The 22,188-nt window shown below is 79.9% G+C and carries 22 protein-coding genes; 12 read left to right on the top strand and 10 right to left on the bottom strand.

What is annotated here, in order from left to right; translation table 11 throughout:
* The 3 genes from Q0789_RS14360 (at position 1) to Q0789_RS14350 (ending at position 2,354) form a co-directional block, all read left to right on the top strand.
* Positions 1-504 (top strand): RidA family protein, encoded by a 504-nt coding sequence (locus Q0789_RS14360; protein ID WP_298806391.1) that lies wholly within the window; start codon positions 1-3, stop codon positions 502-504.
* A 70-nt stretch (positions 505-574) separates the two neighbouring features.
* Complete coding sequence (locus Q0789_RS14355) at positions 575-1,456, top strand: hypothetical protein (RefSeq protein WP_298806389.1); 882 nt, start codon at positions 575-577, stop codon at positions 1,454-1,456.
* Between the two features lie 64 nt (positions 1,457-1,520).
* Positions 1,521-2,354, top strand: coding sequence for an MBL fold metallo-hydrolase (locus Q0789_RS14350; protein WP_298806388.1), 834 nt, complete (start codon positions 1,521-1,523; stop codon positions 2,352-2,354).
* Between the two features lie 14 nt (positions 2,355-2,368).
* On the opposite strand, the gene Q0789_RS14345 is transcribed toward Q0789_RS14350, so the two are convergent.
* Both Q0789_RS14345 and Q0789_RS14340 read right to left on the bottom strand, forming a co-directional pair.
* Positions 2,369-3,046 carry a Crp/Fnr family transcriptional regulator gene (locus tag Q0789_RS14345; protein WP_298806387.1) on the bottom strand — a complete coding sequence of 226 codons (678 nt, stop codon included), beginning with the start codon at positions 3,044-3,046 and terminating at the stop codon, positions 2,369-2,371.
* Positions 3,047-3,085: 39 nt separating this feature from the next.
* A complete protein-coding gene (locus Q0789_RS14340) occupies positions 3,086-3,700 on the bottom strand; it encodes a hypothetical protein (RefSeq protein WP_298806385.1) in 615 nt (204 codons plus the stop codon).
* A 246-nt stretch (positions 3,701-3,946) separates the two neighbouring features.
* On the opposite strand from Q0789_RS14340, the gene nth reads away from it, so the two are divergent.
* The 3 genes from nth to Q0789_RS14325 are packed head-to-tail and all read left to right on the top strand — an operon-like array spanning position 3,947 to position 6,689.
* Positions 3,947-4,630: an endonuclease III gene (gene nth / locus Q0789_RS14335; protein ID WP_363325909.1), complete on the top strand. Its 684-nt coding sequence runs from the start codon at positions 3,947-3,949 to the stop codon at positions 4,628-4,630.
* Positions 4,627-5,412 (top strand): CoA pyrophosphatase, encoded by a 786-nt coding sequence (locus Q0789_RS14330; protein ID WP_298806381.1) that lies wholly within the window; start codon positions 4,627-4,629, stop codon positions 5,410-5,412. The genes nth and Q0789_RS14330 overlap by 4 nt, the downstream gene beginning before the upstream one ends.
* On the top strand, positions 5,409-6,689 hold the full coding sequence (locus tag Q0789_RS14325) for a MarP family serine protease (protein ID WP_298806380.1): 1,281 nt from the start codon (positions 5,409-5,411) through the stop codon (positions 6,687-6,689). The genes Q0789_RS14330 and Q0789_RS14325 overlap by 4 nt, the downstream gene beginning before the upstream one ends.
* Before the next feature lie 70 nt (positions 6,690-6,759).
* Here the strand turns inward: Q0789_RS14325 and Q0789_RS14320 are convergent, their stop codons facing one another.
* The 5 genes from Q0789_RS14320 to Q0789_RS14300 all read right to left on the bottom strand — a co-directional run bounded on the left by Q0789_RS14320 (position 6,760) and on the right by Q0789_RS14300 (position 12,453).
* A complete protein-coding gene (locus tag Q0789_RS14320) occupies positions 6,760-7,632 on the bottom strand; it encodes an alpha/beta hydrolase (protein ID WP_298806378.1) in 873 nt (290 codons plus the stop codon).
* A gap of 89 nt (positions 7,633-7,721) precedes the next feature.
* Positions 7,722-8,099 (bottom strand): phage holin family protein, encoded by a 378-nt coding sequence (locus tag Q0789_RS14315; RefSeq protein ID WP_298806376.1) that lies wholly within the window; start codon positions 8,097-8,099, stop codon positions 7,722-7,724.
* Between the two features lie 298 nt (positions 8,100-8,397).
* A complete protein-coding gene (gene acs / locus Q0789_RS14310; RefSeq protein WP_298806374.1) occupies positions 8,398-10,401 on the bottom strand; it encodes an acetate--CoA ligase in 2,004 nt (667 codons plus the stop codon).
* Between the two features lie 94 nt (positions 10,402-10,495).
* Positions 10,496-12,166 (bottom strand): cation acetate symporter, encoded by a 1,671-nt coding sequence (locus Q0789_RS14305; RefSeq protein WP_298806372.1) that lies wholly within the window; start codon positions 12,164-12,166, stop codon positions 10,496-10,498.
* Positions 12,163-12,453 carry a DUF485 domain-containing protein gene (locus Q0789_RS14300; protein WP_344554341.1) on the bottom strand — a complete coding sequence of 97 codons (291 nt, stop codon included), beginning with the start codon at positions 12,451-12,453 and terminating at the stop codon, positions 12,163-12,165. Before Q0789_RS14300 ends, Q0789_RS14305 begins: the two co-directional genes overlap by 4 nt.
* 322 nt (positions 12,454-12,775) lie before the next feature.
* Between Q0789_RS14300 and Q0789_RS14295 the strand changes: the two genes are divergently transcribed.
* A complete protein-coding gene (locus Q0789_RS14295; protein ID WP_298806370.1) occupies positions 12,776-13,267 on the top strand; it encodes a hypothetical protein in 492 nt (163 codons plus the stop codon).
* Positions 13,264-14,424, top strand: a complete 1,161-nt coding sequence (locus Q0789_RS14290; RefSeq protein WP_298806368.1) for a hypothetical protein — start codon at positions 13,264-13,266, stop codon at positions 14,422-14,424. The genes Q0789_RS14295 and Q0789_RS14290 overlap by 4 nt, the downstream gene beginning before the upstream one ends.
* Positions 14,425-14,485: 61 nt before the next feature.
* Here the strand turns inward: Q0789_RS14290 and Q0789_RS14285 are convergent, their stop codons facing one another.
* The 3 genes from Q0789_RS14285 to Q0789_RS14275 are packed head-to-tail and all read right to left on the bottom strand — an operon-like array spanning position 14,486 to position 17,423.
* Positions 14,486-15,538: an endonuclease/exonuclease/phosphatase family protein gene (locus Q0789_RS14285; RefSeq protein ID WP_298806366.1), complete on the bottom strand. Its 1,053-nt coding sequence runs from the start codon at positions 15,536-15,538 to the stop codon at positions 14,486-14,488.
* A complete protein-coding gene (locus tag Q0789_RS14280) occupies positions 15,535-16,668 on the bottom strand; it encodes a hypothetical protein (protein WP_298806362.1) in 1,134 nt (377 codons plus the stop codon). Before Q0789_RS14280 ends, Q0789_RS14285 begins: the two co-directional genes overlap by 4 nt.
* Positions 16,665-17,423: an HAD family phosphatase gene (locus tag Q0789_RS14275; RefSeq protein WP_298806360.1), complete on the bottom strand. Its 759-nt coding sequence runs from the start codon at positions 17,421-17,423 to the stop codon at positions 16,665-16,667. Before Q0789_RS14275 ends, Q0789_RS14280 begins: the two co-directional genes overlap by 4 nt.
* Before the next feature lie 274 nt (positions 17,424-17,697).
* On the opposite strand from Q0789_RS14275, the gene ssd reads away from it, so the two are divergent.
* The 4 genes from ssd to Q0789_RS14255 are packed head-to-tail and all read left to right on the top strand — an operon-like array spanning position 17,698 to position 22,116.
* Positions 17,698-19,200, top strand: a complete 1,503-nt coding sequence (ssd, locus tag Q0789_RS14270; RefSeq protein WP_298806359.1) for a septum site-determining protein Ssd — start codon at positions 17,698-17,700, stop codon at positions 19,198-19,200.
* 23 nt (positions 19,201-19,223) lie between these two features.
* A complete protein-coding gene (locus Q0789_RS14265; protein WP_298806358.1) occupies positions 19,224-20,573 on the top strand; it encodes a TadA family conjugal transfer-associated ATPase in 1,350 nt (449 codons plus the stop codon).
* Positions 20,570-21,397, top strand: coding sequence for a type II secretion system F family protein (locus Q0789_RS14260; protein WP_298806357.1), 828 nt, complete (start codon positions 20,570-20,572; stop codon positions 21,395-21,397). The genes Q0789_RS14265 and Q0789_RS14260 overlap by 4 nt, the downstream gene beginning before the upstream one ends.
* Positions 21,394-22,116, top strand: coding sequence for a type II secretion system F family protein (locus Q0789_RS14255; RefSeq protein WP_298806356.1), 723 nt, complete (start codon positions 21,394-21,396; stop codon positions 22,114-22,116). The genes Q0789_RS14260 and Q0789_RS14255 overlap by 4 nt, the downstream gene beginning before the upstream one ends.
* Positions 22,117-22,188 lie beyond the last annotated feature (72 nt).

The raw sequence follows: 22,188 nt of genomic DNA, 5'->3' as shown, positions 1-22,188 counted from the left end.
GTGGGTGCGCTGGAGCGCCTCGCGGAGCTCGGGCTCGAGCTGCCCGACGTCGTGCCCCCGCTGGCGGCCTACCAGCCCGCGGTGCGGGCGGGCGACGTCGTGTGGACGTCGGGGCAGCTGCCGATCCGCGACGGGTCGCTCGTCACCACGGGCAAGGTCGGCGACGGCGTCCCCGACCCGCAGGGCCCGGCCCTCGTGCCGCCCGGCGACGCGGCGGAGCTGGCGCGCCTGTGCGCGCTCAACGCGCTCGCCGCCGTCGCGTCCCAGCTGCGCGACGGCGAGACGCTCGACGACGTGCGCGTCGTCAAGGTCGTCGGCTTCGTCGCCAGCGACCCCGCCTTCACCGGGCAGCCCGCGGTCGTCAACGGGGCCAGCGCCCTGCTCGGCGAGGTGCTGGGCGAGGCCGGCACGCACGCGCGCAGCGCCGTGGGCGTCGCCGTCCTGCCGCTCGACGCTCCCGTCGAGGTCGAGCTCCAGGCGCTCGTCACCTCCCGCGACCGCTGACCCGACCGGCTGGCCCGCCGGCCGGGCCCACCCGGTCGGAGGCCGCCCCGCACCCCTCGAGAGGTCGTCCGTGCTCCGCCGCTTCCCCCTGCCGACCGACCTGCGCGACGCCGTCGAGCGGGGCGTCCCGCAGCCGCCCGCCGAGCCGGTGACGGCGGCGACGGTGATGCTCGTGCGCGAGCCGCCCCTCGCCGGCACCGGCGTGGAGGTCTGGGTGCTGCGCCGCGCCGACGGGCTGCCGGCGGCGCCCGGCGCCACGGCGTTCCCCGGTGGCGGGCTCGACGAGCGGGACGCCGACCCGGACGTCCCGTGGCGCGGCGCCCCCGTCGAGGGCTGGGGCCGGCGGCTCGGCCTACCGGACGAGGACGCTGCCGCGCTGCTGTGCGCCGCCGTCCGGGAGACGTACGAGGAGTGCGGGGTGCTCCTCGCCGAGGTCGACGACGTCGCGCCCGACCCGGGCGCCACCGTCCTGCCGGTCTCCGCGGAGGACGAGGACGCCGAGCGGGCCGCCCTGGCCCGCCGGGAGCTGGCGCTCTCGGACCTGCTGCGCCGCCGGGGGCTCGCCCTGCGCAGCGACCTGCTGCGCCCCTGGGCGCGCTGGACGACGCCGGAGCCGGCGGCCCGCCGCTTCGACACCTGGTTCTTCGTCGCCGCGGTGCCGGCGGGCGCGCGGGCCCGGCACCAGGGGCACCCGGGCCACGAGCAGGAGGCCGTCGGGGGCGCCTGGTGGCGCCCCGCGGCGCTGCTCGACGCCGAGGCCGAGGGCCGGGTGAGGCTCCTGCCGCCGACGCGGGTGGCGCTGGAGGAGCTGGCCGCCGCGGAGGACCTCGCCGGGCTGCTCGGCACGCGCCGCTCGCTCGAGGAGGTGCTGCCGCGCGTCGCCGGCGCGCCGGACGACCTGCACCTGCTCGCGGACCTGCCCGAGCACCCCGACCCCGTGGGTCTCGTGTGAGCAGGGGGTGTCCTGTGAGCAGCCGGTGCCCTGCGGGCCGTCGTCGTCGTGCGGGCGGGTCGGCGTGAGCGGCGCCGCGGACGAGGCCGCGGAGGGGAGCGTCGGGGCGGCGGCGCACCGCGTGCTGGCGCCCAACCCCGGGCCCATGACGCTCGAGGGCACGAACACGTGGGTGCTGGGGCTCGGCGGCGGCGCCGTCGTCGTCGACCCCGGGCCCGACGACGGGGGTCACCTGCGGCGGGTGCTCGACGTCGCCGACGGCCTGGGCGGGACGCGCCTGGTGGTCCTGACCCACCACCACGACGACCACCGCGCCGGGGCGCCGCGCCTCGCCGCCCTCGCCGGGGCGCCCCTGCGCGCGGCCGACGCCGACCTGCAGGGCGGCGCCGCGCGGGGCACGCCCGGGCTCGGCGACGGCGACGCGCTGGACCTGCCCGGCGCCCGGCTCGCCGTCGTCGCCGCGCCGGGGCACACGGGCGACTCCGTGGGCCTGCTCCTCGAGGTGCCCGGCGAGGGCGCGCTGCTGCTCACCGGCGACACGGTGCTGGGGCGGGGGACGAGCGTCGTCGCGCACCCCGACGGCGACCTGGCCGCCTACCTGGGGACCCTCCAGCGGCTGGCCGCGCTCGTGGACGAGCGGGGCGTCGTCGCCCTGCTGCCCGGCCACGGGCCGGTCGTCCGTCGGCCGGGCGAGGTCCTGGCCGCGCTGGCGGCGCACCGCCGGGCCCGCCTGGAGGAGGTGCGCGCCGCCGTCCGCGCGGGCGCTCGCACGCCCGCCGAGGTGGTGGCGCGGGTCTACCCCGACCTGGACGCCGCGCTGCGGCCGGCGGCGACGCGCTCCAGCGCGGCGGCGCTCTCCCTCCTCGCCCACGAGCCCGTCGGCGGTGGCGCGCCCTAGCGGCGCGCCGGCTCTCAGCGGGCCCGGCGGCGCAGGCGCTCGACGTCGACCAGGACGACGGCGCGGGCCTCGGGGCGCAGCCACCCCCGGCCGCTGAAGTCCGCGAGGGCCTTGTTGACCGTCTCGCGGGAGGCGCCCACGAGCTGGGCGATCTCCTCCTGCGTGAGGCCGTGGGGGACGCGGACGGAGCCGTCGGCGGCGGGCTGCCCGAAGCGGTCGGCGAGGTCGACGAGGGCGCCCGCCACGCGCCCCGGGACGTCGGTGAAGACGAGGTCGGCGACGGCGTCGTTCGTGCGGCGCAGGCGCTGGGCCAGCGCCCGCAGGAGGTGGCGGGCGACCTCGGGACGCCCGGAGAGCCAGCTGTCGAGCTCCTCGGGGCCGAGGCCGGCCAGCACCACGGGGGCCACGGCGGTCGCCGTCGCGGTGCGCGGGCCCGGGTCGAAGAGCGACAGCTCGCCGAGCATCTCCGAGGGGCCGAGGACGGCGAGGAGGTTCTCGCGGCCGTCGGCGGCGCGACGCCCGAGCTTCACGGTGCCGGAGACGATGACGTAGAGGCGGTCGCCCGCGTCCCCCTCGCGGAAGAGGACGGCGCCCCGGGGGAGCTCCACGCGACCCATGGAGGCGAGCAGCGCGCCCGCCGCCGTGTCGCCCACCCCGCGGAAGAGCGGGGCCCGCCGGACGGCGTCGTCCACCGCTGACCTCCTCCTCGACCGGCCCGGCGCCGGTCGACCTCAGCCGGGAGTGTGGCAGGTCCCGGACGCGCGGCCGGGTCCGGCGAGCGGCAGCGCGGGTCCGCCGCCGGGGACGGGGTCCACGGGCCGGCGCTGGGCCGGTGGGCGGGGCGGCGACGACGGGCGGAGCGGGGCCGACGGGCGGAGCGGGGCCGGCGGGCGCACCGCGGCGGGCGGGCGCTCCGGGGCTTCGGCCGCGAGCGGCACGGCGGGGCACGGGGGCGTCGCGACCGGCGACGGCACCACGGCGAGCGCCCGTCCGGGGCCGGGGGCGCCCGGCGCGGCCGCCGCCAGCAGCAGCTCGGCGGTGGCCCAGCAGACGAGGTCGTCGAGGTGCTCGCGGCGGCGCACCAGGTCGTGGCGGGCCCGGCGGAGGTCGACGAACGCGGCCGCCGGGTCCTCGCCGCCGCCCGGGGCGGGCGCCGAGCCGAGGACGAGGTCGGCGATCTCGGCCAGCCCGTCCTCGCGGAGCTCCTCCGGGGTCGAGGGCGGGCACAGGCGGGCGGTCAGCAGGTCGGTGCGGGCCCGCACGAGGCGCGACCACAGGCGCAGCCGCTCCGAGCGCGCGACGAGCCCGGCGCGCAGGCGCCTCAGCTCGTCCAGGTCGTCGTCCATGCCCGTGGTTCGTCGGCGGGCCGAGCGCCCTTGAGCGCCCCGGGCACCGGTCGCGGCGCTCTCACCCGTGCGACGCGGTCGGCGGCGCCCGGGCGAGCCGCCCCGCAGGGCCGGAGGAGGGACCGCTCCCAGTGCGCCGTCAGGGGGCGTGCCTATCGTCGTCGCGTGCTCCCGCCCGCCGCCCTGCCCGTCGTCCCCGCGCCGCCGCGCCGCGCCCCCGGGGCGGCGTCGGGGCCGGGGTCGCGGCTGGCGCTCGTGCGCCGCGCCCGCCGCGTGCACCGCGCGCTGGCGGAGCGGTACCCGGACGCGCGGTGCGAGCTGGACTTCTCCTCGCCCTTCGAGCTCCTCGTCGCCACGGTGCTCTCGGCGCAGACGACCGACCAGCGCGTCAACGGGGTGACGCCGTCGCTCTTCGCGCGCTGGCCCGACCCGGCCTCGCTCGCGGGGGCCGACCGCGCCGAGCTCGAGGCCGTGCTGCGGCCCACGGGCTTCTACCGGGCCAAGGCCGGCACCCTGCTGCGCCTGGCCGACCAGCTCGTCGTCGAGCACGACGGGCGGGTGCCCGCCCGGCTCGAGGAGCTGGTGACCCTCCCGGGCGTCGGGCGCAAGACGGCGAACGTCGTCCTGGGCGACGCCTTCGGCGTGCCCGGCACCACCGTCGACACGCACGTCGGCCGCCTCGCCCGGCGGCTCGGGTGGACGGAGGAGACCGACCCGGTGGCCGTCGAGCGCGACGTCGACGCCCTCTTCGAGCGGCGCGACCTCACGCTGCTCTCCCACCGCCTGATCTTCCACGGGCGCCGCACGTGCCACGCGCGGCGCCCGGCGTGCGGCGCCTGCCCGGTCCAGCGGGACTGCCCGTCGGGCTCCTCCGGCGAGCTCGACCCGGTGCGGGCCGCCGCCCTCGTGCGCGACCGGGGGCGCGCGTGAGCGCCGGGGCGGCGTCCGCGGACGGGTCGTCGGCGCCGTGGTGGGTCCAGCGCCTCGTGGACGGCGCACCGGACGCGGCCCGGCGCCTGGCGGCGCTCGGCGGCGCCGCGCGGCCCGTCGGACCCCCGGGGCGCCGGGAGGGCCGGCGCGCCGCCGTCCTCGTGTGCCTCTCGCCGGGCAGCACGGCCGCGCCTGCCGCCGCCGACCCGGTCGCCGGCGGCGCCGACGCGCTCCCCGGCGACGTCCTGCTCCTCGAGCGGGCGGCCGGCCTGCGCGCGCACGCCGGGCAGCCGGCGCTGCCGGGCGGGGCCGTCGACGCCGGGGACGCCGACGAGGTCGCCGCCGCCCTGCGCGAGGCCCGCGAGGAGACGGGCCTCGCCACCGCGGGCGTGCAGGTGCTGGGGCGCATGCCCGTCCTCCGGGTGCCGCCCGAGGGCTTCGCGGTCACCCCGGTCCTCGCCTGGGAGCCGGTGCCCTCGCCCGTGGCGCCCGGCGCGGCCGAGGAGGTCGCGCGCGTCCTGCGCGCGCCGCTGGCCGAGCTCGTCGACCCGGCGCGCCGCGTCGTCGTCACGTGGGAGCGCCCCGCGGCGCCCGGTCGCGGGCGCCTGCGCGGCGAGGGGCCCGGCTTCGAGGTCGGGGGTCTGCTCGTCTGGGGCTTCACCGCCGCGCTCCTCGCCGCCCTGCTCGACGCCGCGGGGCTCTCGCGGCCCTGGGACGGCGCGCGCCGGGTCGCCGCGCCCCCACCGCCGCCCTCCCGCCCCCGGAGTGAGGTGCCCGCGTGAGCGGCGCGCTGCGGGTGGCGCACGAGCTCGTCGTCCCCGCGCCGGGCGCCGCGGGCGGCGGGCTCGGGTCGGTCGTCGGCGCCGGTGGCGTCGTCGTCGACGTCGTCGTCGTCCTGCTGGCGCTCGTCTACGCGCTGTCGGGCTTCCGGCGCGGCCTCGTCGTCGGCCTGCTCTCGCTCGTGGGCTTCCTCGGCGGGGGCGCCGTCGCCGCGGCCCTCCTCCCCGGCGCGCTGGCCGGGTGGGAGCCGCCCTGGCAGCGGGTCGTCCTCCTGCTCGGCGGCGTCCTCGTGGCCGCCCTGCTCGGGCAGGCGCTGCTCGTGGCGGTCGGGGCGAGGCTGCGCGACCTCGTGCCCTGGCGCCCCCTCCGGCTGCTCGACGGGCTGCTGGGCGCCGCGATGTCCGTCCTCCTCGTCGGGGCGCTCGTGTGGTTCGCCGCGGGCGCCCTGCGCACCGCGCCGGTCCCGACGGTCTCCCGGGCGGTCGAGGACAGCACCATCGCGTCCGCGCTCGAGCGCGCCGTGCCGGTGGAGGCGGGCACCGTCTTCGCCGAGCTTGGGTCGGCCCTCGACGCCGGCGGCTTCCCCCGCGTCTTCACGGGTCGGGAGGAGCCCATCGCGCCCGTCGACGCCCCGGACGCCGAGGCGGGCGCCGAGGCCGTCGCCGTCGCCGAGCGGGTCCGGGGGAGCGTCCTCAAGGTCACCGGGGTGGCCGAGGCGTGCGGTCGGGGCGTCGAGGGCAGCGGCTTCGTCGTCGCGCCCGGTCGGGTCGTCACCAACGCCCACGTCGTCGCGGGGGTCACGGCCCCCGCCGTCCAGGTGGGCGGCCAGGGGCCGCGCCTGCCCGCGGAGGTCGTCCTCTACGACCCCGAGCGGGACCTCGCGGTCCTGTCGGTGGACGAGCTGGCCGCGCCGGCCCTCCCGCTGGGGGAGGAGCTGGCGCCCGGGGACGCGGCGGCCGTCCTCGGCTTCCCCCTCGACGGGCCCTACGACGCCGAGGCGGCGCGCGTGCGCCAGGTCGTCACCGCCCTCGGCGAGGACGTCTACGGGCAGCCCGGGGTGACCCGCGAGGTCTACTCGCTGCGCGCCGACGTGCAGCCCGGCAACTCCGGTGGACCCCTCGTCGACCTCGACGGGCGCGTCGTCGGCGTCGTCTTCGCCCGGTCCGTCGACGACCCGTCCACCGGCTACGCCCTGACCCTCGACGAGTCCGCCGAGGTCCTCGACGCGGCCGCGGGCGCGTCGGCGCCGGTGAGCACGCAGGAGTGCGTGCCGGCCTGACCCGCCCGTTCTCCCCCGGCCAGCGGGCGGCGGGGACGTGCGCCCGGGGAGCAGGTCAGGCCGGCGCCCGTCAGGTGGGCAGGTCCGCCAGCCACCGGAGGAGCTCGTCGGTCACCTGCTGCGGCGCCTCCTCGGCGAGGAAGTGGCCGACGCCGGGCAGGACCTCGAGGCGGTGCTGCGCCGGGGCGCGCCGCGGGCGCGCGCTCGCGAGGGGCACCAGGCCGTCGAGCTCGCCGTGGAGCTGGAGGACCGGCACGTCCACCGGCCGCTCCAGCGCCGCCCGCAGCCGCCGCCCGTCGCGGCGCAGCGGCGAGCGGAGCTCCCAGCGGTGCCGCTCGACGGCCGCCCGGGCCGCCCACGGCGCGGCCATCGCCTCGGCGTAGCGGCGCGCCTCCGCCGGGCTCGGCCAGCCGGGGCCGGCCCAGCGGGCCAGCAGCTCGGGCACGAGGTCGCCCTGCAGCCGGTGACCGCCGACGAGCCGCGTCTGCAGCCCCAGCGCGTGGCGGTGGCTGACGACGTGGCGGGGGGACAGCGCTCGCAGGGCGGTGGTCGGCGGGGCGGGAGCCGACAGGGCGGCGACGGCGCGGGTCGTGGCGGGCTCGAGCGCCGGCATGGCCCACGCGACCGACCCGCCGAGGCCCTGGCCGACGACGACCGCCCGCGAGGCGCCCAGCGCGCGCACGACGCCCGCCACGTCGGAGGCGAGCGTGGGCGTGTCGTAGCCGCGCGGGGTCTTGTCGCTCGCGCCCGCCCCCCGCAGGTCCATCGCAGCGGTGCGGTGGCCCGCGGCGGCCAGTGCGACGAGCTGGTGGCGGAAGGCCCACCAGTGCTGGGGGAAGCCGTGGAGGAGGACGACGAGGTCGGCGCGCCCTGCCCTGCCCGTGGCGGGCGGGCCGGGGGGCTCGCAGAGCGCCACGTGGAAGCGGGCGCCGCCGGCCGGCACGAGCCGGTGCTGCCAGGGGCCCGGGACGAGGACGGGGTCGGCGCCCGGCTCGGGCGCCGACCCGTCGTCGGTGGTGGGGAGGTGCGTCGTCAGCGGGTGCCCTTGAGCGCCTGCACGGAGCTCTTCGCCGTCGCGATGGTCCGCTCCGGCGCCTTGACCTTGGAGATGCGGCCCTTGCCCACGAGCGCCAGGACGCCGGCGAGGAGCACCAGCACCCCGCCCACGATGAGGAAGGACGCCCAGGTCGGCAGCACGAGGGCGAGCGCGAGCGCACCGCCGACGAGCAGGAGCATGAGCGCGAAGAAGCCGAAGAGCGCGGCGCCCGCGAACAGGCCCGCGCCGATGCCGGCGGCCTTGGCGTCGTCGGCGAGCTCGGCCTTGGCGAGCGCCACCTCCGTCCTCACGAGGTCGGTCAGGTCGCGCTTGATGTCGACGACCAGCTGGCCCACGGTCTTGTCCTCTGCCACTGCGTTTCTCCCGCTGCTCGTCGTGCCGCCGCGTGGTGCGGCGATCGTGGTGGCCGCGCCCGGCGCGGGCTCTGCTCCGCCCCGAGGTGTGCCCGGAGGCCTGCCCCGTGGGCCCGCCCGACGTCCGACCGCGGTGGCCACCGATCGGTCGGCGAGCCTACGCACGTGATCGCCCCCTCGCCCCTCGGGCGGGCGGCCCCGGGGTCGCCGCGCCGGGCTGGTCGTCCCGGGGCCGCCGCCCGCCCCCGGCCGACGACGAGGGTCGGTCGGCGAGGGACGGGCGGTGGGGTCGGGCCGGTCAGTCCTCGGTCGAGGTCCGCATCCCTGAGCGGATCGTGCTCATCACCGAGCTGTCGGCGAGCGTCGTCACGTCGCCCGTCTCGCGGCCCTCGGCGACGTCGCGCAGCAGCCGGCGCATGATCTTGCCCGAGCGGGTCTTGGGCAGCTCGGCCACGACGAGCACCTGCCGCGGCTTGGCGATGGGGCCGATCTCCCGCGCCACGTGGTTCCTCAGCTCGGCGACGAGGGCCTCGCCGTCCGCGGCGCCGGCGCCGTCGGCCCCGTCCGAGCGCAGGATGACGAAGGCGCAGACGGCCTGCCCCGTCGTGTCGTCCGCCGCTCCCACCACCGCGGCCTCGGCGACGCGCGGGTGGCTCACCAGCGCCGACTCGATCTCGGCGGTCGACAGGCGGTGGCCGGAGACGTTCATGACGTCGTCGACCCGCCCGAGCAGCCACACGTCGCCGTCCTCGTCGAGGCGCGCGCCGTCCCCGGCGAAGTACCGGCCCGGGAAGCGCGACCAGTAGGTCTCGACGTAGCGGTCGTCGTCGCCCCAGATGCCGCGCAGCATCGAGGGCCAGGGCTCGGTGAGCACGAGGTAGCCGGAGCCGCCGGGGGCCACGGGCTCGCCCGCGTCGTCGACGACCGCCGCGCCGACGCCCGGGAGCGGGCGCTGCGCCGAGCCGGGCTTCGTCGTCGTGACGCCGGGCAGCGGCGAGATCATGATCGAGCCGGTCTCCGTCTGCCACCACGTGTCGACGACGGGGGTGCGGCCCGAGCCGACGTGCGTGCGGTACCAGGTCCACGCCTCGGGGTTGATGGGCTCGCCCACGCTGCCGAGCAGGCGCAGGCTCGACAGGTCGTGGCCCTCGAGGAGCTCCGCGCCCCACTTCATGAAGGTCCGCACCGTCGTCGGCGCCGTGTAGAGCAGCGTGACGCCGTAGCGCTCGACGACCTCCCACCAGCGCTCGCGCGTGGGGGTGTCGGGCGTGCCCTCGTACATGACCTGCGTGACGCCGTTCGCGAGCGGCCCGTAGACGATGTAGCTGTGCCCGGTGACCCAGCCGATGTCGGCGGCGCACCAGTACACGTCGCTCTCGGGGCGCACGTCGAAGACGTTGCGGTGCGTGTAGGCGGCGCCGGTGAGGTAGCCGCCGCTCGTGTGGAGGATGCCCTTGGGCTTCCCCGTCGTCCCGGACGTGTAGAGGATGAAGAGCGGGTGCTCGGCCTCGAGCGCCGGGGCCTCGTGCTCCTCGCTCGCGCCGTCGACGACGTCGTGCCACCAGACGTCCCGGTCGTCGTCCCAGGCCACGTCCTGGCCGGTGCGGCGCACGACGAGGACCTTGCGGACGGACCCGCCGCCGCGGGCCGGGTCGCCGAGGGCCTCGTCGACGTTGGCCTTGAGCGCCGAGGGCGCCCCACGGCGGTACCCGCCGTCGGCCGTCACGACGACGACCGCCTCCGCGTCGTCGACGCGGCTGCGCAGCGCGTCCGCGCTGAAGCCGCCGAAGACGACGCTGTGGGGCGCACCGATGCGCGCGCACGCCAGCATGGCGACGACGGCCTCGGGGATCATCGGCAGGTACAGCGCCACGCGGTCGCCCTGGCGGACGCCGAGGGAGAGCAGCGCGTTGGCCGCCCGCCGCACCTCCCGGCCGAGCTCGGCGTAGGTGATGGTGCGCCGGTCGCCGGGCTCGCCCTCCCAGTGGATCGCCACCCGGTCGCCGTTCCCGGCGTCCACGTGCCGGTCGACGCAGTTGTGGGCGACGTTGAGCCGGCCGTCGCCGAACCAGCGGGCGAAGGGCGCGCGGCTCCAGTCGAGGACCTCGGTGGGCTCGGTCTCCCAGTCCAGCAGGGTGCGCGCCTGGTCGGCCCAGAAGGCCAGGCGGTCCTCCGCCGCCCGCTCGTAGAGCTCCGGCTGCGCGACGGCGTCGCGCGCGAGCTCCGGCGGCGGCGGGTAGGTCTCGGGGCGGCCCGCCCCCTGCGGGGCGTCGGGGGTGCTGGCGTCCTGCTGGTCGGCCATCGCCGTCCTTCCTCGAGGGTGCGTCGTCGTCACGGGTGCGGCCGCCGGCCCCCCGGGGAGGGGACCGGCGGCCGTGGCCTGGAGCTGCTGGACCTCAGTGCTGCACGGCCTTCTCCGATCCTGCCCCCGTGAAGGCCCGGACCTCCATCTGCGCGGCCTTCGCGTCGTGGTCGGCCTCGGGCCGGCTCGTGACGGTGCCCAGCCAGCCGAGGAAGAAGGCGAGCGGGATGGTGACGATGCCGGGGTTCTCCAGGGGGAACCACGAGAAGTCCACGCCGGCGTCCTTGATCATCGACGTGCTCGCGCCGGTGACCGGGTCGACCCGCCCGCTGACGACGGGGGAGAAGACGATGAGCACGATGGTGCTCACCAGACCGCCGTACATGCTCCACAGCGCCCCGCGGGTGGTGAAGCGCCGCCAGAAGAGCGAGTAGAGGATCGTCGGGAGGTTGGCGCTCGCGGCGACGGCGAAGGCGAGGGCCACGAGGAAGGCGACGTTCTGGCCGATGGCCGCCATGCCGCCGAGGATCGCGACGACGCCGATGACGACGACCGTGCGGCGGGCGACCTTCAGCTCGCCGTCCGGGCTGACCGTCCCGTTCTTGAGGACGCTGGCGTACACGTCGTGGGCGAAGGACGTCGCCGCCGTGATGGCGAGCCCGGCGACCACCGCGAGGATCGTCGCGAAGGCGACGGCCGCGATGAGGCCCAGCAGCACCGTCCCGCCGAGCTGGAAGGCGAGCAGCGGGGCCGCGGAGTTGACGCCGCCGGGGGCGGACAGGATGTCCTCCCGGCCCACGAGCGCCGCGGCGCCGTACCCGAGCACCAGGGTCAGCAGGTAGAAGATGCCGATGAGCCAGATGGCCCACACGACGCTCCGGCGGGCCTCCTTGCCGCTGGGCACGGTGTAGAAGCGCATGAGGACGTGCGGCAGGCCGGCCGTCCCCAGCACGAGGGCGAGGGAGAGCGACCCGAAGTCGAGGAGCGTCAGCGCGCTGGAGCCGTAGCGCAGGCCCGGGCCCAGGAGGGCCTCGGGGTCGGCCAGCCCCTGCGCCGCGGAGGTGTCCACCGCGCCCTGGAGGACGGCGGTGAGGCTGAAGCCGTAGCGGGCGAGGACCCACACCGTCATGACGACGGCGCCCGCGATGAGCAGGACGGCCTTGACCATCTGGACGTACGTGGTGCCCTTCATGCCGCCGATGAGCACGTAGGCGATCATGATCACGCCGACGACGGCGACGACCACGTACTGGCCGGCCTGGCCCTCGATGCCGAGCAGGAGGGCCACGAGGCCGCCCGCGCCCGACATCTGCGCGATGAGGTAGAAGAAGCAGACGGCCAGCGTCGCGAGGGCCGCGGCCATCCGGACCGGGCGCTGGCGCAGGCGGAAGGACAGGACGTCCGCCATCGTGAAGCGCCCCGTGTTGCGCAGGAGCTCGGCCACGAGGAGCAGGGCCACGAGCCAGGCGACGAGGAAGCCGATGGAGTAGAGGAAGCCGTCGTAGCCGTAGACGGCGATGGCGCCGGCGATGCCGAGGAAGCTCGCCGCCGAGAGGTAGTCGCCCGCGATGGCGAAGCCGTTCTGCGGGCCGGTGAAGCTGCGACCGCCCGCGTAGTAGTCGGCGGCGGTCCGCGTGCTGCGGCTCGCCCGCAGGACGATCGCGAGCGTCACGACGACGAAGACGACGAAGATCGCGATGTTGAGGACGGGCGAGCCGACGTCGAGGGTGCTCGGCGCGGACGCCAGCACGGCGGCGGCGCTCACGCGACGCCCTCGATCCGCTCGCGGAGCGCGCTCGCCTCGGGGTCGAAGCGCTTGTCCGCCCAGGAGCGGTAGACCATCGTGATGGCGAAGGTGGACACGAACTGCCCGAGCCCCAGCAGGAGCCCGACGGTGATCGTGCTGCCGCCGACGCGCTGCGCCATGAAGTCCGGCGCGAGCGCCGCCAGGAGCACGTAGAGGGCGTACCAGGCCAGGAACGCCCCGGCCATGGGGAAGATGAAGCGCCGGAAGCGGCGCTGGAGGGCCGCGAACTCGGGGGACTCGCGCACCTCCTCGGCGGTGGCGAGACCGGGGGCGGCTGCCCCCGGGTCGGGCCGGTGCTGCGCGGGGTCGTGTCGTGGCACGTCGGGCCTCCTCGCGCCCGGCGTCGGTGCCGGGCGTGGCAGCCGGGCTCCACCAGCCCGGGACGAGCGGAGCCTGCCACAGCGCCGTGTGTCCGGTGTGCACGTTTCCACAGCCCGTCCCGGCGCGTCGCCGGTCCGCGGTGACGACCCGTCGTCCACAGGGCTCCAGCGGGCCGGCGCCCGCGGCCCTAGCGTCGCCGCCGGTCGAGCGGCCCGCCCGGTGCGGTGCCGGGGCGGAGGGGCGCGGATGGGTGCGGCGGCGGTCGACACGGAGCAGATGGCGGTGGTGCGCGCGCGGCTCGAGCACGTCGCGGCGGACCTGGAGGCGGTCGCGGCGTCCGTGGTCGCCGCGCCCGCCCTGGCGCTCGGGGCGCGCCGTCTCGTGGTCGCCCTCGAGCGGGCGCAGGAGGACTGGGCGCTGCACGCCAGGGCCCTGCGCCGCCTCGCCGACGTCGCGGCGCTCGACCTCGGCCGGGCCGCTGCGGCCTACGACGACTGCGAGCGGGAGGCGCTCGCCACCGCCCGGGCCGCCGCGACGGGGACGACGCCGGTGACCGCCCCCACGCAGCTCGGACCTCCCGTCCCGCTGGCTGTACCCCTCGTGGGGCCGCCCGTGCCGCCGCTCGCACCGCTCGGGGGGCTCCTCGGGGCGCCGGGCCCGGTGCGGACGACGGGCCCTGCCCCCTCCTCCGCCGGGGCGGCCCCGGCGGCCGTCGCGCCGGGCGGGGCCGGCTCGTGACGGCGACCTCGGCCGCCCGGCCCCTGCCGGCCCTCGGCTGGGACCCCTGCCCCGGGGACCCGCCCGGCGTGCGGGCCCTGGCCGACGAGCTGCGGCGCCTCGCCGGCCGGCTCCGCTCGGCGCAGGCGGACGCCCGCGCCGACGCGCCCGCCTGGACCGGCCCCGCGGCCACCGCCCACCGGGAGCGCGTCGCGGCGCTGCCGGGGGCGCTGGGCGTGCTCGCCCGGTCCGTCGACGCGCTGGCCGACGTCCTCGGCGCGTGGGCGGACGAGCTGGTGGCCCTGCAGCGGCGGGCGGACGACGTCGAGCGCCGGATGGTCGTGGCGCGCGACGAGCTCCGCGACGCCTCGGGGGTCCTCGCGCTCGCGGCGCGCGGGACCTCCGGCGTCGACCTCCTCGTCGGGCGCCCGCCCGGCTGGAGCGCCCACGTCGACCACCGCCGCGCCGTGGAGGCCGCCGCGACCGGCCGGGCCGAGGTCGAGGCGGCGGCCCGGCGGCTCCACGAGGAGTACCTCGACGCCGCCGAGCGGGCCCACGGCGCCGTCGCCCGGACCGTCGACGACGGCCTCCGCGCCGGATGGAGCGGGCGCGAGGTGACCGACCTCGGGGGCGCCGACGCGTCGTGGGCGGAGCGGCCCCGGCCGGTGCCGACGGTCCTGCGGCGGACGCTCGTGGAGGACGGCTACGCCGAGGGCGTCCGACGCCACACCGACGACCTCGCCGCCTACGCCGGGGGCAGCGGCGACGCCGCGGCGGTGCTGGGGTGGGTCTCCCTGCCGCACGCGCAGGTCGTCGCCCGCGGCGCCGACGTCAGCGGCTCGCTCGCCACGGCCTCGCTCGAGCTCGTCGTCGCGGAGGACCCGGTGGCCGCCCTCGGCGCCGTGGGCGCGGCCGGGGCGAGCCTCGTGGCGGGACCGGCGGTGCGCCGCGCCGTCGGCCAGCCCGGGCGGGCTCTGCCGCTGCTGGAGCCGTCGTCGACCTCCCTCCTCGCCGGGGCGCCGCAGCCGCCCCCGTCCCCGAAGGCCTGGGAGGTCCCCGGCCGCGTCGGGACGGCCCGCCGTGACGGGCGGGAGGTCGACGAGCTGGAGGAGCGGCGGCGACGGGCCGCCGCCGACCGCGAGCGCGCGGCCGACGTGCTGCGCTGCACCGGAGGGTGAGCCGCCGGTCGCCGGGGTCGGCCGTCCCCAGGGCCGGCCGCCCCGAGGTCGGGGACCCGGATCAGAGGCCCGGGTCGACGGTCCCCGTCCGAGCGGCGCGAGGTGCCTCCAGGTCGGCCCACACGGCGCGGTGGTCGGTGCCGGGCACGTGCTCCGCGCCCCCCGCCCTCACGCGCAGGCCGTGGACGAGCACGTGGTCGAGGGCGAGGAGGGCGCTGGCCGGCCCGACGTCCGGCCACGTGCGGGGCCGGCCGCCCCCGAGGCGCCGCCCCGCCAGGACGAGCGGTCCGCGCGGGGCGAGCAGGCGCCGCAGGGGTGGGTGGTCCGCCGTGGCGTTGAGGTCGCCCAGGACGACGAAGGGCGCGGCGGGCGCCTCCGCGGCCTGCTCGCGGGCCCACCGATCGAGGGAGCGCAGCTGCCGGCGCCAGGGGCCGACGTCCCGAAGGGCGGGGTAGTAGGGGTGCACCGCCCGCACGAGCACCGGCGGCGCGCCCGGCGGCCGGAGCCGGACGACGGGGTTGTCGCTGGTCCGCTCACCCCCCTCCGGCGGCTCCGCGGACCCGCGCGCGGGCAGGGACCCGAGGCGCTCGTCGGCGACCTCCTCGAGGGGCCAGCGGGACAGCACGAGCGTCCCGACGCCGTCGTCGGCCGCGCGCCCGGCCCGGTGGGGCAGGGCGGCGGCGACCCCCGCGCGCTCGAGGGCGGGCAGCGCGGCCGGGGGCACCTCCACGAGCGCGAGCACGTCCGGGTCCAGCCGTCGGACGAGCGCCGCGGTCGCCGCCGCGTCGGCCCGCCCGTACCAGGTGTTCACGGCGGCCACCCGGACCCGCACCCGCCCTCGCTCGCCGTCCGGCGCGCCCGGGGCCACCCACCAGCCGGGCAGGGCCAGCGCGGCGTGGACGGCGAGCAGCGCCCCGGCGGCCGCGGCCGGCCCGGCGGCGCCCGCGACGAGGGCCCGCAGGAGGAGCAGCAGCGCCAGGGGTCCCACGAGGGGGACGAGCGCCTGGGCCCGCACGACGAGCGGGGCGAGCGGCCGGGCGGGGTCGACGTCCCACCAGCGGAGGGCGGTGACCGCCGCGCCGAGGGCGAGGACGACGAGCTCGAGCACCGTCACAGCCCCTCGTCCGCGCAGGCGCGGCCCACCGCGAGACCGACCGCCGTGCCCGCGGCGTAGGGGTCGAGGTCGAGCCGGACGCTGGCGGCACCGTCGTCGCCCTCGCGGCGGACGGCCTCGAGCGCCACGTCGACGACGAGGTCCGGCGCCTCCAGCGCGACCCGGCAGCTGGGCGGGTCGGCCCGCAGGAGCACCTCCGTCGTCGTCGAGGGCTCGACGACGACGCCCGTCCCGGTGAGGGCGAGCCCGGCCGCGCCGCCCGAGAGCACCCGCACCTCGTAGGAGGCGTCGGCGTCGTTGCGCACGCGCAGGACGATGCCCTCCTCGGTGCTGCGCTGGTCCACGACGGCGGGCGTGAAGGCGGGGGAGGCGACGGCGTAGGAGCAGGCCTCCGCGAACGCGCCGTCGGGGACGTCCGCGCCCTCGGCGGGCGCGATGTCGGGCGAGCGCAGCACGGTGACGGGCACCCGCGCCGTCCCGGACTCCGTGCGGACCACCAGCCACGGCTCCCACGGCGGCGGGTCGCCGCAGGTGCCGGGCACCACGACGCGGACCTGGGCGGTGCCCCCGGCCGGGAGCTCCGCCACCGGCTCGGCCCCCTCGCGGCGCACGACGGGCGTCCGCCCGTCCGGCACGACCTCGCCGAGCAGGCGCCCCTGGCCGTCGCGCGTGCCCCCGCCGAGCACGAGGACGTCCTCGTCGCCGGTGTTGCCCACGACCATCGTCAGGGACAGGTCCTCGCCCTGGCCCCACGACGCCCCGTAGCCCACGGGGTAGGCGCCGAGGGAGACGAGGCGCGCACCCCCCGGGTCCGAGCCGCGGGAGGCGAGGGCGACGCCGCCCGCCCCGACCGCCGCGGCGAGCAGGAGCGCGGCCGCCCGCCGCGGCGCGCCGCCCGCGCCCCCGCGCGACCCGCGGGGGTGGGCGAGGGCGCGGGCGCCGCCCGGCCGGTCCGGCGGTGCGTCGAGGTCGTCGCCCTCGCCGTCGAGGTCGCCCGCGGGACCCGGGCGGCCGGGAGGCGGCGCCCCGCCGTCCCACCGCGCGCCCCGCGACCAGCGGTCACCGGGGGCGCCCGCGGCCTCGCCCGGTCCTCCTCGTGGGGGGCCGTCGCCGAGGGCGTCGCGGCTCACGCCGCCCCCGGCGCCGCGGCCGGGCCCGGTGCGTCGCCGGACGGCGGCGACCCGCGCCGTCCGCGGCGCGACGGCGGCCGGAACCGCAGCACCGGCCAGCCCCGCGCGCGGGCCACGCGGCGCAGCGCGCGGTCGGGGTTGACGGCGTGGGGCCGGCCGACCAGCTCGAGCAGGGGGAGGTCGGTCACCGAGTCCGTGTAGGCCGCGCTCGTGGCGAGGTCGTAGCCGTGCTCGGCCGCGAGGGCGCGCGCGAGGACCGCCTTCTGCTCGCCGTAGGCGTGGACGTCGAGCACCCCCGTCCACCGGCCCCCCTCGACGGCGAGCCGTGACGCGAGCACGTGGTCGGCCCCGAGGAGGCGCCCCAGCGGCTCGGCGACCTCGTGCGCCGCCGTCGTCACGAGCGCGACGGCGTCCCCCCGCTCCTGGTGGCCGCGGACGAGGGCCCGAGCCTCGGCGAACAGGAGCGGCGCGAGGTGCGTGTGGAGGGCCTGCTCCACGACGGCGCGGACGGCGGTGACCTCCCAGCCCGTGACCTGCGCCACGAGCAGCGCGCGCCCTCGCTCCATGCGGCGGTGGTCGGCGCCCGCGAGCGTGAAGGCCGCCTGCTCCCGCAGCGCGCGGGCGACGGCGCGCAGCGGCAGCAGCCCCGCCGCGTGCATCGGCCGGGCCAGCGCCAGCACGGTGGAGCGCGCGACGAGCGTGCGGTCGACGTCGAAGAGCGCCACCCGGCGGGGGCCCCGCGCCGTCGCGTCCACGCCCGCCAGCCTAGGCGCCGCCCTCCGGGCCCGGCGGGGCGGCGACCGGTGACGGCGTCCGGCCCGAGCGGCGAGCCGCGGTCCGTCGTCCCGGTCGTCGGTGCGGGTCCGCCGTGCGGGCTCGCGTCCTCGGGCTCGGGTGTCCGGGCGCCGCGCACAGGCGCGTCGGACGTCTCCGTCGTCCCCTGCCGCCGGGCGCGGCCTCCCGGACCGGCGGCCGCTCCGCTTGCCTGCGGCGCAGGGGACGCGCGGCGCGCCCCCGGAGGAGGGCGTCGTGGGCAGCAGCGGCCGTGCGGGCGGCCCCGGGGGCGGGTGGGACGTCGAGACCGGGGCCGGGATGAGCCCTCGGGCCGGCGCCCGGTCCGCGGCGGGGCAGGAGCCGCCGGGTGCGGGCGACCGCGGGGAGGAGGCGCCGCCGGCGGTCGTCCTCGTCGCGGCCTCGGCGTGGGTCGTCGAGCAGGTGGGGCGCTGCGCCGCCGCCACGGGGGCGCTGGTCCACGTCGTCGACCCGCGCGCCCCGGTCGCGCCGCCGGCGGGCGCCCGCCTCGAGCTCTGGGACGCCGGGGCGCTCGCCGGCGCGGGTGACCAGGGCCCGCCCGCGGGGGTCCGCCGCCTCGTCGTCGCCGACGCGACGGCGCCCGAGGCGCTGTGGCGCCGGGCGATGGCCGCGGGGGCCGTGGCCGTGCTGCTGCTCCCGCAGGACGAGGAGGCGCTCGTCGACGCCCTCCTCGAGGCCGCCGACCCGCGCCCGGCGGACGCCCTCGTCGTCGGCGTCGCCGGTGGCTGCGGCGGTGCCGGGGCCTCCGTGCTGGCGCTCCTGCTCGCGCTGGCCGCCGCACGGGGGCCGGGCCCCTCTCCGTCCCCGGACGCGCGCAGCGGCGGGGCCGGCCGGCGGGCGCGGGTCCTGCTCGCGGACCTCGACCCGCTGGGCTGCGGCGCGGACGTCCTCGTCGGGGCCGAGGGGCGCGAGGGCCTGCGCTGGGAGGACCTGCACGGCGTGCGGGGCGCCCTCGCCGCGCACGTGCTCGACGGCGCGCTGCCGCACCGGGCAGGGGTCGACCTCCTCGTGCCCGGTCGCACCGGGGGGTGCGTCGGCGGGTCGCGGGCCGCGGGCGTCCCGGCCGAGGCCTCGGCCGCCGTCCTCGCGGCGGCGCGCCGCTCGCACGACGTCGTCGTGCTCGACCTCCCGCGGGCCGGGCACGGGGCCGAGCACCTCGTGGCCGCCTGCTCGCCGCTCCTGCTCGTGGTCCCCGCCGACGTGCCGTCGACCCTGGCGGCCGCGCGGGCGCTCGCCCGCCTCGGCCCGCGGACGGGCGGGACGCTCGGCCCGGCGGACGTGCGGCTCGTCGTGCGGACCGGCCCCGCCGGCTCCGAGGCGCCGCGCGCCCGCGACGTCGGGGCCGCCCTGGCCCGGCCCGTCGCGGCGGTGGTGCCGCACGACCCGGTGGTCGCCCGGCGCGCCGCCGCGGGCTCCCTGCTCGCGCACCGGTCCCGCCGCGGCGCCGCCGCAGCAGCCGCCGAGCTGCTCGCGGGTCTCGTGGACCGCTCGGCCGGCCCTGCGGGCGCGCGGCGCGCCGCACCCGCCGCTGCGTCCTCGCCTGCCCTGGTGTCCGTGCGGGCGTCCGTGCGGGGGCCCGCGGCGTCCGGCCCGAGGTCGTCCGGCCCGGTCCCGTCCGACCCGACCCCGTCCGGCGCTGGCCGGGCCACCACGCCCGGCGGGTCGTCCGCGCCGTCCGGGGGGTGGCGCCCCGTCCCGGCCGGGCCGGTGCCGTGCTGAGCCGGGACCGGTCGGGAGGGCCCGTGGGCGACGGGCGCAGGGACGACGGGCGCAGCGGCGACGGGAGGAGGGGCGACGCGAACAGTGACGAGCAGGCGTCCGGGAGAGGTGCGGACGGCCGGGCGGGACGGCGCGAGGAGGTCGACGAGCAGCTCCTCGCGCGGGTGCGGGCCGCGCTCAGCCGCAGCCGCGACCCCCTGACGGGCCCGGCCCTCGTGGCGGCGGTCCACGCGGGCGGCGACCCCCTCGGCGCGGTGGGGGCGCTGCGCGCCGCCCCCGCCCTCGGCGCGGCGCTCGTCGGGGCGGGGCCCCTGCAGGTCCTGCTCGACGAGCCGGGCGTCACGGACGTCCTCGTCAACGGGCCGGAGGAGGTCTGGGTCGACCGCGGCCGCGGACTGCGCCGGGCTCACGTCGCGCTCGGCGACGAGGTCGCCGTCCGCGCCCTCGCCGTGCGCCTGGCGGCCGGCGCCGGTCGCCGTCTCGACGACGCGAGCCCCTGCGTCGACGCCCGCCTCCCCGACGGCGTCCGGCTGCACGCCGTCCTGCCGCCGGTCTCGCCCGCGGGGACGCTGCTCTCCCTGCGCGTGCCCCGCCGCGACGGCCTGGACCTCGACGAGCTCGTGGCCGGCGGCTGCGTACCGGCCGGGTGGGCCGTCGTCCTGCGCCGCGTGGTCCAGCGCCGCCTCGCCTTCCTCGTCAGCGGCGGCACGTCCTCGGGCAAGACGACCGTCCTCGGCGGCCTGCTCGGCGAGGCCGACCCGCGCGAGCGCGTCGTGCTCGTCGAGGACGCGGGCGAGCTGAGGCCGCGCCTCCCGCACGTCGTGCGGCTCGAGGCCCGGCACGGCAACGTCGAGGGTGCGGGCGCCGTCGACCTCGCCGAGCTGGTCCGCCACGCGCTGCGCATGCGGCCGGACCGGCTGGTCGTCGGCGAGTGCCGCGGGGCGGAGGTCCGCGACCTGCTCGCCGCGCTGAACACCGGTCACGAGGGCGGGTGCGGCACCGTCCACGCCAACACCGCCGCCGACGTCCCGGCCCGCCTCGAGGCGCTCGGGGCGCTCGCGGGCCTCGACGCCCGCGCGCTCACGGCGCAGGCGGCCAGCGCGCTCGACGTCGTCCTGCACCTGCGCCGCGACGCCCGCGGGCGCCGGATGGAGGAGGTCGGCCTCGTCGGTCGGCGGGGCGACCGGCTCGTCGTCGTCCCCGCGCTGACGGCGGCCGGCGCCGGACCGGGGTGGCCCGCGCTCGCGGAGCGGCTCGAGCTGGACCCGGGCCGCCCGCCCGTGGCACCGGGCCGGGCGGCCGGGTCCTCGCCGGTGGAGGGCGCGACGGCGGGGGAGCGGCCGGGGGGCTCGGCGCGGGACGCGTCGTCGTGACCGGCGTGGTCGTGGGTCTCCTCGTCCTCGCGGCCCTCGCGGCGGCCTCCCCGGTGACCGGCGCGCGCCGGCTGCGACGCCTCGTCACCGGTGGGGCGGGCGACGGGCGGGGTGGGCGTGCGCCGGGGGCGGGCGCCGGGCCGGACGGTGACCTGGCGGGTGGCACGGGTGGCACGAGCGGCGTCGGGGGCGCGGGCGGGCACGGCAGCGGGGCGGCGCCCTCCGTGGAGGCGGTGGCCCAGGACGTCTCACGCCTCGCCGTGCTGCTGCGCGCGGGGCTCGCGCCCGGCCCCGCCTGGGCGCACCTGGCCGGGGCGGCGGGGCCGGGGCCCGGCGGGGCCTGGACGGCCGCCGCCCGCGCCGCGGCGGCGGGGGCGCCGACCGCCCCCGCGCTGCACGCGGTCCTGCGTGACGGCGGGCTCCCCGCCGAGGCGCGCGGGGCGACGTCGGCGCTGGCCGCGGCCCTCGACGTCTGCGAGCGGACGGGTGCGCCGGCCGCGCTGGTGCTGCACCGCCTGGCCGGCGCGCTGCGCGAGGAGGCCGACGCGCGCGACGCGCGGGAAGCCGCCCTGGCCGCCCCGCGGGCGACGGCGCGCGTCCTGCTCGCCCTGCCGGTGCTCGGCCTCGCGCTGGGCCACGCCGTCGGGGCGGCGCCCCTGGCCGTCCTCGTCGGCACGGGGCCGGGGCGGCTCGCCGCCGTGGTCGGCGCGGTGCTGGCCGCCACGGGGTGGTGGTGGACGCGACGGCTCGTCGCGTCGGCGACGGTGGCTCCGGGGTCGGCCCGTCGGCGCGACCGCGCCGCCCGGGCGGGGCGGGCGGCGTGAGCCCGGCCCTGATGGTGGCCGGACTCGTGCTCGCCGCCGTGCTCTTCGGCGGCCCGGGCGCCTCCGCCCGCCGGCTGCGCGCAGTGCTGCTCCCGGGACCGGTCCACGGCGCGAACGGCGGTCGGGCGCGCGGCCGGGGGCGGCACGGCCGGTGGGCGCCCGACGGAGGAGGTGACGGCGCGGGACGTGACGGCGAGGGGCCGGACGGCCCTCGGGGCCGCCTCGCGTCGCGGTGGCTCCCGCGCACGCGGTCACGCCCGGGTCCCGCGGACGCGGCGCCGGACCCGGCCCTGCTCCTCGACCTCGTGGCGGCCGCCCTCGAGGCGGGCAGCCCACCGCTGGCCGCGCTGGAGGCCGCCGCCGCGGCCCTGGGGCGTGCCCGGCCGTCGCCGCACGACGAGGACCTGCGCCAGCGGTGCGCCGCCCTGCGCCTCGGCGCGGGCTGGTCGAGCGCCTGGGAGGGCGCCGGGCCCGAGCTGGCGCCCGTGCGCGACGCCCTGGGCCTCGCCGTCGGTGCGGGAGCTCCCGGCGCCGCCCTGCTGCGGGACGCCGCGAGCGAGGAGCGCCGGCGTCGCGCACGGGAGGCCCAGCGCCGCGCCTCCGCCCTGGGGGTCCGCCTCGTCCTGCCGCTGGGGCTGTGCGCGCTGCCCGCCTTCGCGGCGCTCGCGGTCGTGCCCGTCGTGCTCTCCCTGGCCGCGCAGGTCCTCGAGCGCTCCTGAGCCCTGATCCACCGATAGGTCGCGGTGCCTGGTCGGTGGCGGGCCTGGAGTCGTCGTCGGGCGGGTGGGCGT

The organism is uncultured Pseudokineococcus sp. (assembly GCF_947499845.1).
Lineage (GTDB): Bacteria > Actinomycetota > Actinomycetes > Actinomycetales > Quadrisphaeraceae > Pseudokineococcus.
Note: the sequence above shows the minus strand (reverse complement) of the source record. Positions and strands in the feature narration are given on the sequence as shown.